Source organism: Deltaproteobacteria bacterium, from assembly GCA_022340465.1.
GTDB lineage: Bacteria > Desulfobacterota > Desulfobacteria > Desulfobacterales > B30-G6 > JAJDNW01.
Genome location: JAJDNW010000143.1, coordinates 1 through 16,381, shown reverse-complemented (window position 1 = coordinate 16,381; position 16,381 = coordinate 1). Strand labels below are relative to the sequence as shown.

Here is a 16,381-nt window from a genome sequence, read left to right as displayed (position 1 = left end):
GGGACGCCCTTTTTAACGGCCATGGCGGCTGCCGCACCCATGGCCTGCCCCATGGCCATGCAGACACACTGGGCCCGGATGCCTGCCAGCGCCATCCGCTCTGCGGAAACGATACGTCCGGCAACCGTGAGCCTGGAGGCTCCCTTGGGGATCAAGGCCCTGAAAGGCACCGTTGGAACCAGGTGCTCTGAAGCGTGAAAAATTTCCTCACACCCCTTTTCACGGCTGTGCATGTCGATGTAGTTGAACGCGTTGCACACCTTGTCTTTGAAATCCTTTGCCTGCATGAAATCCTTTCTGGTAATCGTGTATTCCCCCTTTACGCGATAGGACTCCCGCGACAGGGCCCGGCCGTACATGGTTTTGAGAACCGCGCGTTCGCATCCGGGTATCTCGGATTTTAAAAATTGAAACATGCGCAGCATCCGGGCGCGGCCATCCAGGTTGGCCCGGGTCTGACCCTCGGCATCAGACGTGTCGGCGGCGTAGAGATGGGTGGCGTTGTGACCTCCATGTGCCAGGTAATAGCTGAAGGGTTTGGTCCTGGCATAGGCGAAATCGCCCGCCTCCAACTTCCCCGCAGCCACGGCTTCGTCATAGATCTGCTGTACTTCTTTTTTCCACACCTGCTCATACTCGATGCCTTCGATCTTGTACTGATAAGCACCGGGCTGAGGCCTTCTAGCCCGCTCAACGCCCAGGCCCAGAATCCTGACCACATCGGCATCACCGCTGCAGTCGATGATCTCTCTAGCCCTGGTGATGCGCCGGATGCCGCGGCCCAGTGAGACAATCTCCCAAATGCCACCCACCGCCCGCACCTCGGCCACGAATTCGTGGTAGTGGATAACCACGCCGGCCTCTAGAGCCTCCCTTTCCGCCAAGGCGGCATATATGGGGACATTGATGTAGCTGTAGTACCCGGGCGTATCCAAGGGCCTGCGCTTGCGGTAGTCCGGCACGGGCAGGCCCTCGATAGCCTTCGATTTCGTGTACAGTTCCCAGGCAATACCCTGAACCACCGGTCCGTCGATACTGAAAAAATGGTTGGGCATGTAAACGCCCCCATCCGTCATGGTCCCGCCCAGCATGCTGCCCGCCTCGACGACGGCGGTCTTCACCCCGGCGCGGGCCGCCTGTATGGCCGCCACATGCCCGGCCGTACCGCCTCCGGCAATCACCACATCGACCGTTTCACGCACGATTTTCACGATTCCCCCCAAGCCCTGTAAACCCAGACCCGGATGAACCGGGGCGAATTTCCACTCAACCTCGAGGATCCTTCACAGACGGCTCAGAATCTCTTTAAGTGCCGCCAAAAAACGCTGGACGTTTTCAACCCGGGCCGTGTGACCCATCAAACCGATCCGCCATATTTTCCCGGCCAAAGGTCCCAGCCCGGCACCGATTTCAATCCGGTGCTCCTTGCGCAAACGCCCGCGAACGGCGGCCTCGTCAATGTCTGCAGGCAGTTTTACGGCGTTCAGCATGGGCAGACGGTAGGGCTCTGCCACCAGCATTTCCAATCCAAGTGTTTCCAGCCCTTTCACCAGGTTCCGGTGCTGCTCTGCATGACGGTGAAACACGGAAGCCGTGCCCTCTTCCAGGATCAACGCCAGGGCCTGGTGCAGGCCGTAGATCATATTGATGGGAGCGGTGTGGTGATAGGTGCGCGTCTCCCCCTCCCAGTACCGCAGGAGCATGCTCAGGTCCAGATACCAGTTGGGCACCTTGGTCTTGCGGGCCTCTACCGCCTTTACCGCGGCAGCGGAAAACGATATGGGCGCGAGTCCCGGCGGACAGGAAAGGCATTTCTGTGTCCCGCTGTACACCGCATCCGCATGCCAGGCGTCCACCGCCACTTCGATGCCTCCCAGGCTGGTGACCGTATCCACCAGAAAAAGGGCACCGCTGTCCCTGACGGCACCGCCGATCTTTTCGACCGGATTCCTCACGCCGGTAGAGGTTTCGGCGTGCACCACGGCCACGATTTTGTAGTCGTTTTCCGCCACTTTCCGGGCGACCTCTTCCGGATCGACCGGCGTTCCCCAGGTGTACTCGAGCACATTGACTTCGGCGCCCAAACGGGTGGCCACGTCCTGCATCCGCATACCGAATACGCCGTTGATAAGGACAAGCACACGGTCACCCGGCTCTACCAAGTTGACAAAACAAGTTTCCATCCCGGCCGACCCGGTACCGGATATGGGCATGGTCAGGGCATTTCCGGTATTGAAAAGGCTGCGCAGCTGCTGCTTGACCTTGTCCATGATGGTGATGAAAACCGGGTCCAGGTGGCCGATGGTGGGGCTCGCCAGGGCGGCATAAACGTCTTCGGGCACACAGGAGGGGCCGGGCCCCATCAACAGTATCGGTTCTATCTTCTCCAGGGTTTCAATCATCGTTCCACTATTCCTTCTCTACTCTTTTTTCACTATATCCCAATCGATTTGAAATCGTACGCGCGGTTTCTTTTACCATGTCGGCCAAGCCGGACAGCCGGCTGTCCGAGATGCGCTGGGCAGCCCCGGAAATGGAAATGGCCGCCACCACTTCCCCCCTGTGATTCATCAGGGGAGCGGCGATGCACCGCACGCCCAGTTCTTTTTCCTGATCATCCAGGGCGTACCCTTGTTTTTTTATTTTTTCAATTTCATCGCGCAGGTCATCCGGGTCGGTAATCGTGTGGGGCGTCAACGTCTCGAACTTGATACGTTCCAGAAAACCTGCAAACTGATCAGGCGCCATCCAACTCAGGAAAATTTTGCCGACCCCGGTGGCATGCAGCGGGGCATTGGCCCCGATGTGGGTGAAAATTCTGAGATTGTGCCGTCGGCTGTGCACATGGTCGATGTAAATGACGTCCACCCCGTTGCGCACGCACAGATTGGCGTTCTCCCCGCTTTGGCGCATCAGTTTTTCCAGATGGGGGCGGGTGATCAGTGCAATCTCGAAGCGCTCCTGGATGCTGTCGGCCAGAAGCAAAAATTTCGGTGAAAGGCTGTAGCGGTTCGATTCCGGCATTTTGCGCAGATAGGATCTTTCCCCCAGAGCGGAAACGATGCGGTGAGTGGTTGCCGGTGGATAGCCGGTTGCGGCCGAAAGTTCCCTGATTCCCATTTCACCCGCTTCCGCAAGGGTCTCGATGATATCCAGCGCTTTGAATAAAGATTTCATTTGTTAATAAAATCAGGTTGATGCGGCCTGTCTCCCTGAAACGGCGCTGCCCGGAAAAGCAACGACAGCCACTTTGCAACCGGCCGTCATTTGTTCCGAATAATGGAACACTATTCCATATTGCAAATATGTATGTAATCAAATATGGTGCCACTGTCAACAAGCAAATAGGGCACCGGACAACCAGGGGGTTGAAAATGCGGACAGTCACCGAAAGCCGAAAAGAAATTCCCGTAATTGCCGAAACAGAGGTCCTGGTGGTCGGCGGCGGGCCGGCGGGTCTGGCGGCCGCGCTGGCGGCCGCCCGTGAAAAAACGGACACCATGCTGGTCGAACGTTTTGGATGCTTCGGGGGCAATATCACGCAAGCCGCGGTTGAATCCATCGCCTGGTATCGCCACAACGGCACCGTCGAGTCACAGGGCATCGGCCTGGAATTCGAACAACGCGCCCTGGAGATGCATGCCAGCTGGCCGGAGCCTCAGTCCGACAGCCAGGCCCTCGACACCGAGCTTTTCAAGGTGGTGGCCGACCGGCTGATCATCGAATCCGGCGTCAGGCCGCTGCTGCACTGCCTCGGTGTCCGCCCGATCGTGGAAGAGGGTGTCGTCAAAGGCGTCATCACCGAAAGCAAGTCAGGCCGACAGGCCATCCTGGCAAAACGGGTCATCGATGCCAGCGGAGACGCCGACCTGGCCCATCGTGCCGGCGCACCCTGCACCATGGCCCCTGTGCAGGAACTGCTCGGGGTAACGGTCAATTTCGCATGCAGCGGCGTGGACGCAAGACGCTTTTTGACGTATGTCAAACAGCAGCATCCCACCCTGAAAGACTGGTGCGTAAAAACCTCGGGAAAAGAGAACGGCCTCTTCAGCCCCTTCATCCGGGAGCCCTTTGAAAAAGCCAAAGCCGCCGGTGAAATCCCGGAGGATGTCGGCCTCGGCGGCACCTGGGGCACGGTTACGCCCGATGGGGAGGTCACCCATTTGAACGTCGTTTACATGCCGGGCTATGATCCCACCGACGTGCGCGATCTGACCCGTGGAGAAATGGACGGCCGCCGTCAGGCGGTCTGGGCTGTCGAGGCTCTGAAAAAATACGCCCCGGGCTTCGAAAAAGCCAGGCTGCGCAATTTTTCCACCGCCCTGGGAATACGCGAATCGAGAAAGATCGTCGGCCGCTGCCGCCTGACCGAGCAGGATGTCCGCTCTCAGGGCCGGTTTGAAGATTCCATCGGGATCTTCCCCGAATTTCTGGACGGTTATGGCGTGGTGATTATCCCCACCACGGGCCGTTATTTCCAGGTCCCCTACGGCATCACCCTCCCGCAAACGGTGGAAAACCTGCTGGTTGCCGGGCGTTGTGTCGCCGGCGACCAGGGGTCGCATGCCGCCACCAGGGCCATGACCTGCTGCGCACTGACCGGACAGGGCACCGGTGTGGCCGCGGCCCAGTCGATAAAAGACGGCAAGACAACCAGGGAAGTCGATATCCACAAAGTACAGAAGGCCCTGGAGAAGCAGGGGGTGAGAATCCGTTAAGCGACTGTGCCCACCGAATCCGGTGCCGGGTTCGCCCTTTTCGGGTCCTCTTTTAAAATCTTGGGTTGTGAAAAATTTCAAATTAACATATCGGAATCCAACCGTGGAACGTTTACAATAACGATTATGTCAATCGAGGAGCACCTATGAAAATTGGATTTGTCGGACTGGGAAACCTGGGGCAGCCACTGGCCATGAATCTCGTCAAAGCGGGACACGACGTCACCGTCAGCGACCTGCGCCCCGAATGCGGCGTGGCTTTTGTAGAGGCCGGTGCCAACTGTGTGGAAAACATCGCCGATGTATGCCGCGGGGCCGAAGCGGTCATTACGGCACTGCCTTCCCCCGAAGCTTCCAGGGCCGTGGTGGAAAAAGAGGGCGGCGTCTTCGACCACTTGCCCGCAGGAAGCTGCTGGATCGAGATGAGCACCACTGATTTCGAAGATATCCAGCGCCTGGCGGGCGTCGCCGCAAAAAAGGGCCTGAAGGTGCTGGAGTGCCCGGTCACCGGAGGCGTCCATCTGGCCCACACCGGCGAAATTACCGTACTCGTCGGCGGGGAGTCGACCCTGTTCGAACACTTTCGGCCGATCCTGGAAGTCATGGGCAAAGAGGTGATTCACCTGGGTGACATCGGCAATGCCTCGGTGGTCAAGGTGGTCACCAACATGCTGGCCTTCATCCACCTGGTGGCCGCCGGCGAAGGCATGATGCTGGCCGCCAAACAGGGAGTGGATTTAAGCGCGGCCTACCGGGCCATCCGGGCCAGCTCCGGCAACAGCTTCGTACACGAAACCGAAAGCCAGCTGATTCTCAACGGCTCCTACAACATCAACTTCACCATGGACCTGGCCTGCAAAGACCTGGGTTTCGCCGACCGGATAGCCGAAAAACTCGACGTACCGCTGGAGTTGGGCAGTGTGACGCGCCATATTTTCAGGAGAGCGCGCACCCTGTACGGAGGAGACGCCTGGTCGCCGAAAGTGGTCAAAATGCTGGAGGATGCCTGTAAACAGCCCTTGCGGGCTCCTGGGTTCCCGGACACCCTGGTTGCGGAATCAACCGATCCCCAAAAAACGCATGACTAGTACGATGGGATAAAACAGAAATCGGTCCAGAACATCGAAGTACATCAGGGCGATCACGATCAGAAATCCAAAGGGTTCTATGCGACTGTAAGCCGCTGCCTGCGCCTGCGGGAGAAGTCCCACCAGCACCCGGCCGCCATCCAAAGGCGGTATGGGGATGAGATTGAAAACAGCCAGGAACACATTCAGCTGAACTGCGACTATCAGGAAAATCAGAAGGGGTTTTATCATGATGCCGGAATGCAGCATGCCTTTGAAAGCCACGGCGAGCACACCGGCCAGAAGCAGGTTGATCACCGGTCCGCCCAGCGCCGACCACATCATCCCCCGGCGTGGATTTTTAAAGTTGTAGGGATTGATCGGTACGGGTTTGGCCCATCCGAACACGACCGGCGAGTGCATTAAAATGAGCATCCCCGGCAGCAACAGCGTTCCGAACGGGTCGATGTGATCCTTGGGGTTGAGGGTGAGTCTTCCCAAGGATTCCGCGGTCCTGTCTCCCAGCTTTCCGGCAACCCACCCGTGAGCGAACTCATGGAATGTCAGGGCCATGAAAAGGGCAACCACCTGTATTGCTATCATACCTGCGTTCATAGACTGAAAGTACCTTTGCCATAAGTCTGTTCCGATTGGAACTCGCTGAAGACGTCCGCTATTCGGAATCTTTTTCCGGCAACCACCCTAAAACGGCCACAGCACAGGGATAAAGAGTGACCCTGCCAGTAAAACCAGCAAATTCAGCGGCATACCCAGTTTGACATAATCACTGAACCGGTAACCGCCCGGACCGTACACGAGGAGGTTGGTCTGGTAGCCGATAGGGGCCGCAAAACAGGCGCTGGCCCCGAAACAGACGGCGATGATAAACGGTTTGGGATCGACGCCCAGCGCCTGGGCCGCCGATATGGCAATGGGCAGCAGTAGAATCGCCGTGGCATTGTTGCTCAAGACATGCGTACTGATGCCGGTCAGAAGGATCACCCCTGCCAGCACATAGGCCGGCCCCAACCCGCTGAACAGGTTGAGAAACGCCTGCGCGTACAGCCGGGAAGTCCCTGTTTTCTCCAAAGCGGTGCTCAGGGCGATCATGGCCACGATCAGCAAAAGGATCCGGCCGTCCATGGCCCGGTAGACATTGCGGAGCTGCAGGCAGCCGGTCACAATCATCAGAAAGGACGCCGCCAGGGCGCACACCATGATATCGGCCATCCCCGTACTGGCGACCGCGACCATGGCCCCGAAAATTAGAAAGGCACGCTTGGCCAGCCGTTTGTGGATGATACGGTCATGGACATCCTCGATGATGATGAAATCGACCTCTTGACGCAGCCGCTCCAGGGATGCTTCCGGCAGCTGCACCAGCAGGATGTCGCCGATTCTCAGCCGGACATCGTTGACCTTGGACTCGTCGTAGTGCAGCTTGCGGCGCTTGATAGCCAGAATGTGTATATCCGGATCACGCTGCAAACGGCTGGTCAACAGGCGCTCTCCCAGCAGGGAGGACTGGGGAGGTATGATCACCTCCACCACCAATGCGTCCCCCTTGTCAGCACCGGAAGAAACCGCTCCCACGGCCAGGGGCAGCTCGACGAAATCCTCGTGCATGATGGCGACAAGGTCGCTGGCCGTTCCCTTCACCAGCAGAATGTCGTCCGGCGCAATCTTCACGTTGTCCCGGTCCGGATAATACACGTGCGAGTAGCGGATGAGCTCGAGCACCTCCATGCCGGGAAAGTTTCTGGAAAAATAGGCATCCGGTTCCTCTCCCACGATGGGACTTTGACGCAGCACCTGCATTTCGGCCAGATAGCGGCGATGTTCGTCGTCCCCGGTTTCACAGACCGGATTGTGAAGTTGCGGCAACAACCTGGGTCCCGCCAGGAGGAGGTAGGCCATCCCGACCACAGCGACCGGCACGCCCAGCGGTGACAGCTCGAACATGCCCAGGGGCCCGAAGCCGCCGGCCGCGCTCAAATCGCTGATGATGATATTGGTCGACGTTCCAATCAGGGTACAGGTGCCGGCCAGAATGCTCGCAAAGGAAACCGGCATCAACAACCTGGATGGACTGACGCCCAGCTCGCAGCTCAGGCTCAACACGATGGGTATGAAAAGGACCACAACCGGGGTGTTGTTGATAAAAGCGGACGCCACACCGACGATCAGAATGATCATCAGCATGGCCTTAAAATGACTGCCTTGGGCGTAGCGTATGACCAGCTGGCTGATATAGCCAATGGCCCCGGTACGGATCATCCCCCGACTTATCAGGAACATCGCCCCGACGGTAATCACCGCCGGGCTGGCAAAACCGGCCACGACTTCAGCCGGCGACAAAACACCGGTAACTGCCAGAAGCACTAAAATCCCGATGGATGTCAGGTCAACGGGCAGTTTCTCGGTTATCAGCAGCAGCATGACCGCCACCAATAGTATGGACAACCAGATGGTCATCGTTCAGGGTCCTCAGTCGACATCGCCCTTCAAGCCGATCTCTTCCGCCACTTCCCGCATGCCCATGATCGTGTCGGCAATCAGGTCGGCGACCTCGACACCGAGCAATGCGGCGCCTTTCTGGATGATCGAACGGTCCACACCGGCTGCGAACCGCTTGTCTTTCCACTTTTTCTTCACGGATTTGGGCTTCATGTCCAGCACGCTCCTGGAGGGCCTCACCAGGGCGGTGGTCGCCACCAGCCCGGTAAGCTCATCGATGGCGTACAGCACCTTCTCCATCTCGCTGATGGGTTCCACGTCGGAGCAGATTCCCCAGCCATGACTGACCACGGCCCGGATATACTCCTCCGGCCAGTCGTGCTCCTTCAAAATGGCTTCGGTTTTCTGACAGTGCTGATCGGGAAACTGTTCGTAATCCAGATCGTGAATCAGCCCGATGACGCCCCATTTTTCCTCGTCTCCGCCCCTTGACCGGGCACAGTAGCGCATGACGCCTTCAACCGCCAGGGCGTGCCTTATCAGGCTCTCCGATTGATTGTATGTTTTCAGCAACTCAAACGCCTCTTCCCGCGTGGGTACTTTCGACATCGTTCCCGTCTCCTTTCGCATCTTGTACAACCTGCATCACAAGAGTCAGAGGTCAGACGTCCAACATCTCACGCCTCACGTCTAACGCCTCATATTATACCTTTCACAACTTAAAACGTATATCCCACAGAAAAATGGATCCTGCCAGGACTCTCTTCCGGCCTCGCGTCCAATTTGTGTCCGTATAGAATGCCCATGGCGCCGATGGGGGTCACGTACCGCAATCCGAGGCCGGCCGAATCGCGCACATTGTCCGTGACCTCCAGGCCCGACGTATCATCCAGATAACCCACATCGTAAAACAGGCTGAACTCGAAATTCCGGCCCAGATCGAAGCGGGCTTCCGCACTGGCCACCGCTGCCATCTGCCCGCCGACAGGATCGTCTTCAGTGTCATACAAAAACAGGTTTTCGTCAAATCCCCGCACACTGGCAGTGCCGCCCAAGAAGAAAAGCTGATCCTGGGGTACAACCCCCTTGGACCCGTAAGGCTGAATGTCCCCGAAACTGCCCCGGCCGGCCAGGGTCAGCCGTCTGAGCGGTGTGGTGAACCCCCTCAGTTCAAAACGGTACTTGTAAAAATCATCATACGAATTTTCAATGCCCTTGGACAGATCGACGGCGAAAAAGGAAAAAATGCCTTTCCGCGGCCGGATGAAGCTGTCCCGGCTGTCATAAGCCACGGAAGGTGAGGTGGTAAAAAAACTTCTGAAAAAATCACCTTCCTCATCGTCTCCCACATTGCCGCCCCGGCCGAATTGCTCCCGGCGTTCGCCGCGCAGCCCGAGATTCGCACTAATCCGTTGGGTCAGCTTTTTGGAAAGCAGCAGATCGGTTCCATACTTCCTGGTGCCGAACACCTGGTTGAAAGGTTCTTCATATTTGAAATAAAGGCCCATATCCGAAGAGATGCGGGTCCCGAAAAAGCGGGGCTCAAACATCCTCGATTCCGCCCAGTACCCCGTTTGGCTGACCTCACCGCCGACCCACACATCTTTGTTCAACCCCAAAAAATTATGATCGCCCACCCGGCTGCCGGCATATATGCCCTTCACCGATTCGTAACCGGCATTGGCCTGAAAAAAATAAGGCGGCTTTTCATCGACTTCTGCAAAAAGATGGACCCGTTCCTTTTTGTCCTCGAGCCCCACCGGCCTGAATTGAACCGATCGGAAGATATTCATGGCCCGTATGTTCTTCTGACCGGTAACCATGCGCTGCAATGAAAAAGGGTCACCCGGGCGCATTTCGATTTCACGCTCCAGAATTCTTTTTTTCGTACGAAAGTTTCCGCTGTAGACGGTTTGTCCCATCTGTACGAAAGGGCCCTCGTCGATCACGAACGTAACCCGGACACCTGAATGGTCTTCGTTGAATGCGGTGCGGCTGTCCACCGTCACATGCGGATGGCCCATCTCGGAGACGACCTGGGCGATGTTGCGTTCTTCATTCTTGAGCGCATACCAGCGGAAAGGCTTGCCGGTCTCCATCTGCATGGCCGCATAAACGCTCGCGGGCTGAATGCGAACCAGCCCTTCCAGTTCGATTGCCGTTATAACGGTGCGAACGCCTTCATCGATGTGAAAATCAACCACCACGGGGTGGCGATTTTCCTCGACGGGAGCCGGCGACTTTTCCACAGAAATTTCAGGATCGAGGTAGCCCTTTTTATGGTACATATTTTTAAGCATCAAAAGGTCTTCCTGCAAAACGCCTTCAACAAGAGCGCCGTCGTGCAGCAACCCTGGAGCGCGCGTCAGGATCTGGCGCCTCAGTTTCCTCTCTTTCAGCGCTTTGTTGCCGCTGATATTCACGCGCTCGACCATAAAACGCGGCCCCTCCTTTATTTCCAGGACGATGGTTCGCTTTTTGACACCGTTTTCGACAGCTACCTTTTCCTTTGCAGCGACGCGGATTTCAGGATATCCGGCATTGTGGTAGAGCGCTTTGATGTGCTTGATGCTTTTTCTTAAACCGATGTCACGTCTATTCCCGCTTTCCTTAAAAGCCAACTGCTTTCCGAGGGTCTTGGCCCCGAAAGCCGTGTTGCCCTCAAAACGAATATCGTACCGTGCCCCTTCCTGGATGGCAACCTCGACATCCATCTTGCCGCCGGCCGGATTCGGCTTGAGGTCAAAGGTGATGCGCGCATCGAAAAAATGCATCTTGCGATAAAATTGGCGGAGATTGTCGATATCTTTTTTAAACACCTGCTGTCGAAAACGGCCGGCAATCCTGCCGAACGTCGCCTTGCGCCACGAACGCATGCGCCAGTGGAGGGTATTGTCCTCAAAGGACCGGTTCCCGTCGAAAGCGACTCTTCCGAGGGAGTAGTAGGGGCCCTTGTTGATCGTGACAAAAAGAACGTATTGATGGTCTTCCGGGTCCTCCCACCCGCCGATGACGACACTCGGATCGATATAGCCCTCCTGTTTGTAAAGATCGGCAATCAGTTTCGCCTGGTCGTCAATCACGTCCTGAACATATGCATCGCCCGGATAAACCGTCATGGCATTCAGCACCCTGATTTCAAAAAGGGGATATTTGCCCTTGATACGGATATCCTTGATGCGTTTGAAGGGGGTCAGCGAATAGATCAGGGTGACTCCCTTTTCACCGGCCCTCGAGTCCACATGGATCTCATTAAATTTGTTGCATTCTTTCAAGGCGGAAAGGGATGCGTTCACATCGTCGGGGGAAAAAATCGCACCAACCCGGACGTACAGAGAAATGATCGCTTCGGCGATGCCGTGCCATTCGTGAGAACGGTCCCCATCCGTTTTGACCCGTACCTCGATATTCGCCACAACATCCTTTGTTCGGGAAAACGTTGCCCGGGTTTCCGCTGCAGCGGTCAATGGAAAAAACAGAACGGCCGCCAGAACCATCAGGACGCCAACAGAGCGTATCCATCTGGAAACGGGCTTCGCAAACAGGTATACACCGGCGCGCGGCGACAATTCCCCCGTTTGCTGCCTCAGAGTGGTTGATAGAAAAACGTTCCGAATAGCGTCCATGGCTGTCCCTGATAAACTGGGAATTCCCATATCGAACATCTAAATCCTAAACAATTTCAAATGACCCAGTACCAAATACTTGCGCCGTCTGGGTGTTTTTCGTCATCCCTGCGAAGGGATGACGGGGTCTAAAAACTACCTGAACAGGCGAAACTCCATCCTGAAAATAAACTCACCGCCGTAGACACCCTTGGTGTCCTGAAAACCGCTCACGACAATATTTTCCAGGAGCTTGTATTCCGTCGAGGCCCGCTGAACATAGCCCCCGTCTTTTGATTCCACAGAGTACTTGACGCTCATCCTTTCGGACAGATCCTTGCCCACGGTCACCTTGATTCTGTCGGTTGAATCCTTGTCTTCGGCGCTTTCAGCCTCCACCTCGAGGATGTCGATGCCTGTGCTGTCCTTGATATCCCGACCGAAAGACGACGCCAAAAGCTGCGCCAGCAGCACCGTTGGCGACTGATTCACGCCGGGACCCCCCTCATTCAGCTCGTATGTCGTCTTTTTGAACACGAGCAGGGAAATGATGTCCGCATCCTCTTCGGGAGGCGAGGAAGAAAGTTCCACCGCCAGGCGGTCCGGCGGCCCGGTAAGGGAGATGGTTATGACCCACTCACGAATCTCGACCTGGCCTTTGATGTCGATCTCGGCCTCTGTCTTGTAAGGATTGATGAAATCGACCGACCCTCTTTGAACCACAAACGACCGGTTGTGATAGGTGACGCTACCCGTGTCAACCGTGGCGGCCCCCGTCACGACAGGGTTGTCCGCCGTGCCTGTCAATACGAGGTCCGGGCTGATCTCCAGCTCGGCAATATTGTTAGAGACCACCAGCGGCTGGCGGTGCTTGAAATGAATGTCGAACCGCAGGGGCCGCAACAATGGATGGACGGGCTGCACGGGTCGGGGCGTTTCTTCCCTCGATTTCTCCTGCACGCTTTCCAGAAAGTTCAAGTTAAAATCCTTGTAATAGGTTCCCTCCAGCATAACGACATCTCCCTTGAGGAGCAGGTCTTCCGGAACGCCTGCCATGGATAGATCTGCGCTGATCAACAGGTCCATGGTATCCGGAAGCTGGATGGGAATGGCCGTTGCGGTTCCCCGGGCATCGATGCGCTTCGGCACGAACCCATCCATCTCGACCCGCATCGATATCTCGAACCTGCCGTCATCCAGCATGCCGCCGATGCTGCCGGCAATATCATTGTTCTTGGCGAGCACCATCCGGCCCTCCACGCTGTGGAGGGTTTGCCGCAAATCCGGTATTTCCATCCCGGCCTGTTCGATCCGGATCTCTCCCGAAAATTCCGGATGTTGAAAGGAGCCGCCTACCGAGGTTGCTAAAAACATGCTGCCGTCTATTACCGGCAGGTCGCTGGCCAAAAGATTCGCCGCTTTCAGGGGAATATTGCCGTTGGCCTTTAACGCGATGTCGCCGGCAAGGCTGCCCTTTCCCTCCACCGCCAGGTGGCCCTGGTCCGGCAGGGACACCCTGAATTCGGGAATGTCGAATACCCGTTTGCTCAAAGTCCCCCTGATACCTTCAGACCCGGCAAAATGCTCCCCATGGAACGTCAATGCGAGCCTTTCGATATCCACTTCGGCCCGGGTGTTCGCCACATCGTCCAGGTTGCCTTCCGCCCTGATCGATCCGCTGACGGATCCGCCGAAGGCCGGTCTGGCGGCTATGGCAAACCAGGGGGCCAGTCGCGTGTTTCCCATGACCAGGTCTATGGAGAAATCCTTGCTGGAAAGATCATAGCCGGCATCCAGTTCAAAGGATTGCCGCCCCTTCAGGGACACCAGGCTGTCCTTGACACTGAACTGCATAAAAACGTCATCGATCTTTTCTCCTCTGACGCTTAGCTCGCTCCACTCGGCGCTGCCGTTCATCTCCGGCATCCCCAGCCGGCCTTTTCCCGAAAAACGCAGGTTCAGCTTTCCCGAAACCTCCTCCAGGTCTCTCAGCCGGTCGATACTGCCGGCCGGAAGATCCCGGGCCGACAGCTCAAATTGGTAGGACTGATCGTACCCGATTTTTCCAGAACCCGCGATGCGCCCCCCCTCCGGCAGGTTCAGGGTAAAGGGCTCGACGACGATCTGTCTGTTTCCGCTTCGCACCTTCATCTCCAGCGACGTTATCCGTTGTAGGCCCAGATCGATGTCCCTGCCGCTTACATGGATATCCCCGGCGGGCTCCGTCAGCCGCCCGCCGATATCGGCCTCCAGCAACAGTTCACCCGACACTTTTTCGTCGAAGTCCTGCAAATAGACGCGCCCGTCCGACAGGATCAGGCGGAAATCCGGCGTTTCCACTGCGTTCCATGTGCCTCTTTGTAGCAGGTTGAGTTCTCCCCGGGCTGTCACCGACGTCCGGCCATTTTTCAAGTGAACCCTGTCAAGCACCAGCGAACCGTCGTGCCAGCGCATCTTGCCTGCTAGATTGCCCAACCGGACGTTCCCGTAGGCGACGGATTCTACAGACACATCGGCCCTTGCCGCAGGATTTTTCAAACTTCCGGAGACAAAAAGTTCTCCTCTCGCAGACCCCATTATGCCGTTTCCGGGCATCACATCGCTCCATTCCAACCCCGAAAACACGATGTGGCCCTCCACAGGCATTTCATGGTGAAGCCTGTATGGGCTTTCAAATAGCTGGACATGGCCTTCGGCCTTCAAGGCGCTTCCCCGGTTCTTCATGACCAGTGAAGCGATTTCCAGCCGTCCGGCCTCGGTCAACCCGGCTTTAAGCCGAACATTCCCCAAGTCGGCGCCCATGATGCTAAGCCCCTTGCCGACGGCAGTCCCCTTGAAAGCGGGGTTCGTCATTTTCCCCTGCAGGCTGCCCTGCAAGGCGACGTCGCCGCTAATACCCGTCAGTCCGAAAAGGGAAAGCAGGGTGGCAATCTTCTCGTCATCTATCGTGAAGCGGGCATCCACCTGTTGTGCTTTCCAGTCCAGGCTGCCTCCGGCAGACGCGCGCGCACCGGCGGCTCGAGCCTCCAGGCCTTTAAGCTTCAGCTTCCCATCCTGCAGTTCCAGGACCGATGTCGCGCGAATGTCCACTGCTCGAGACAACCCCTTCAACCGGAAATGCCTGACCGACAAATCTGCCGCGGCAGCGGCATGCAGTGTCTCGCCTTTGATGCCCGCGCCTTCGACATCCAGTAAAAAGTTGAGGCTGCCGTGGAGATCAACGCCGGCGGGCGCAAGGGCCGCCAGTTTCACGTCCGTCATCCCGACGCGCCCCGTGTAGCTCAGCTTCTGCCAGTTTGCCGCGGGGCCCAGGAAATCTGCCGGAAAAACCCCGCGTAGGTCCGCTTTTCCCTGGACGGCCAGGCGGCCGATATCCGTATCCGCCGACAACGATTCAAGGGTTATGATCCGGTCGGCCAGGCGCAGCCGACCATCCATCCGCCCGATCCTATAGCCGGCCAGGCTGCCGGGGCCGAAGCGGGCAATCATATCCACCTGGGGGTTGGCGGGTGCGCCCATGATACCGAAGCTCAGTGAGACCCTGCCTTTGTCTTTACGATGCGTATTGAAAAAGGATTCCACCCCTTCCACGGAAGAAACGATCTTCAGGTTCAAATCCAATTCCGGCTCGGAAAAAACCCGACGGACATCCCCGTAAAGCAGAAGTGAAGCAAATTGATTCTCACCGTTTATCACTACAGGTTCGATGTTGCCCTTGTTGAGGGCCAGCGCCAGGTTCAGGCGTTTGAATTCCGAGAGGTAACCATCGAGTGCCATGCGGGCCTTGCCGATGTTCAGGTTGAGCACGGCACTCTTTTGGTGCAGATTGCCGCTGGCATCCATCTCGACATTTTCCAGGGAAAGGCGTTTGCCGCCGTCAGCGTCTGAAAATTGCAAAGCGCCTTCTGAAAGTCTGAAGTGGTTGCAGACTAGATTCAGGGGCATCGGGTCGTTAAAAGAAGTGGTTGCCGGCGGCGTGGCGTCTTCTGCTGTAAACACATCCAGGATGTTCAAGCGACCAGCGTTATCCAGATCGAGGCGCACCCAGGGCCGTCTTAAATCGACGGTTTCAACAATCAACGCCTTTTTCAGAATGGAAGCAATGGACAAATCGATGAAAAAACTTTCGGCGCCTGCCAAATCCCGGCCGTCGGGAGCGCTGATCCTCAGGTTTTGTATCCGTATGCTGCCGTTCAGCAGGGAGATGTGGTGATGGGAAAATGCTATCTCCCCGGGTATTCGGGCGTTGATCTCCCGCAACAGCAGTTCCCCCGCTTTGTCGGAGTTGGCGTACCACGACGCCCAGAATGCCAATGCAAGAAAACAAAGGCATACCCAAACCGTGGCTGCAATAACGAGTTTTACCCTACCTTGCATGTGCACACCCCAGCCATTGTGCGGCTGACAATACCTCAAGGTTAAATAAACAACACGATAACCGAGGAACACCCCCGCCGGAGCCCGGAAACGATACCCTGCGGCTCAACGCTTACCTACAATTGATTTCGTTTCTATGCAACCTCTATCCTCAGTG

The 16,381-nt window shown here is 56.8% G+C and carries 10 protein-coding genes; 2 read left to right on the top strand and 8 right to left on the bottom strand.

The features are described 5' to 3' along the window. The 3 genes from LJE94_18770 to LJE94_18760 all read right to left on the bottom strand — a co-directional run. Nucleotides 1-1,211, bottom strand: a 1,211-nt coding sequence (locus LJE94_18770; protein MCG6912139.1) for an FAD-dependent oxidoreductase, incomplete at its 3' end; no start/stop codon positions are given. A gap of 72 nt (nucleotides 1,212-1,283) precedes the next feature. Continuing rightward, nucleotides 1,284-2,402 (bottom strand): alanine--glyoxylate aminotransferase family protein, encoded by a 1,119-nt coding sequence (locus LJE94_18765; protein MCG6912138.1) that lies wholly within the window; start codon nucleotides 2,400-2,402, stop codon nucleotides 1,284-1,286. Nucleotides 2,403-2,409: 7 nt separating this feature from the next. Beyond that, complete coding sequence (locus LJE94_18760) at nucleotides 2,410-3,177, bottom strand: IclR family transcriptional regulator (protein MCG6912137.1); 768 nt, start codon at nucleotides 3,175-3,177, stop codon at nucleotides 2,410-2,412. A gap of 197 nt (nucleotides 3,178-3,374) precedes the next feature. On the opposite strand from LJE94_18760, the gene LJE94_18755 reads away from it, so the two are divergent. Both LJE94_18755 and LJE94_18750 read left to right on the top strand, forming a co-directional pair. Next, the gene (locus LJE94_18755; GenBank protein ID MCG6912136.1) at nucleotides 3,375-4,718 is read left to right on the top strand and encodes an FAD-dependent oxidoreductase; all 1,344 of its coding nucleotides are present in this window, start codon (nucleotides 3,375-3,377) and stop codon (nucleotides 4,716-4,718) included. 146 nt (nucleotides 4,719-4,864) lie between these two features. Then, entirely contained in the window at nucleotides 4,865-5,806 is a 942-nt protein-coding gene (locus LJE94_18750) for an NAD(P)-dependent oxidoreductase (GenBank protein MCG6912135.1), read from the top strand. Here the strand turns inward: LJE94_18750 and LJE94_18745 are convergent. The 5 genes from LJE94_18745 to LJE94_18725 form a co-directional block, all read right to left on the bottom strand. Next, on the bottom strand, nucleotides 5,777-6,388 hold the full coding sequence (locus LJE94_18745; GenBank protein MCG6912134.1) for a site-2 protease family protein: 612 nt from the start codon (nucleotides 6,386-6,388) through the stop codon (nucleotides 5,777-5,779). The two genes, LJE94_18750 and LJE94_18745, sit on opposite strands and share 30 nt — an antisense overlap. A gap of 99 nt (nucleotides 6,389-6,487) precedes the next feature. Continuing rightward, a complete protein-coding gene (locus LJE94_18740; protein ID MCG6912133.1) occupies nucleotides 6,488-8,260 on the bottom strand; it encodes an SLC13 family permease in 1,773 nt (590 codons plus the stop codon). A 12-nt stretch (nucleotides 8,261-8,272) separates the two neighbouring features. Beyond that, on the bottom strand, nucleotides 8,273-8,851 hold the full coding sequence (locus LJE94_18735) for an HD domain-containing protein (protein MCG6912132.1): 579 nt from the start codon (nucleotides 8,849-8,851) through the stop codon (nucleotides 8,273-8,275). A gap of 110 nt (nucleotides 8,852-8,961) precedes the next feature. Continuing rightward, nucleotides 8,962-11,868 carry an outer membrane protein assembly factor BamA gene (gene bamA, locus LJE94_18730; GenBank protein ID MCG6912131.1) on the bottom strand — a complete coding sequence of 969 codons (2,907 nt, stop codon included), beginning with the start codon at nucleotides 11,866-11,868 and terminating at the stop codon, nucleotides 8,962-8,964. Between the two features lie 135 nt (nucleotides 11,869-12,003). Further along, nucleotides 12,004-16,224, bottom strand: a complete 4,221-nt coding sequence (locus LJE94_18725) for a translocation/assembly module TamB domain-containing protein (protein ID MCG6912130.1) — start codon at nucleotides 16,222-16,224, stop codon at nucleotides 12,004-12,006. Nucleotides 16,225-16,381 lie beyond the last annotated feature (157 nt).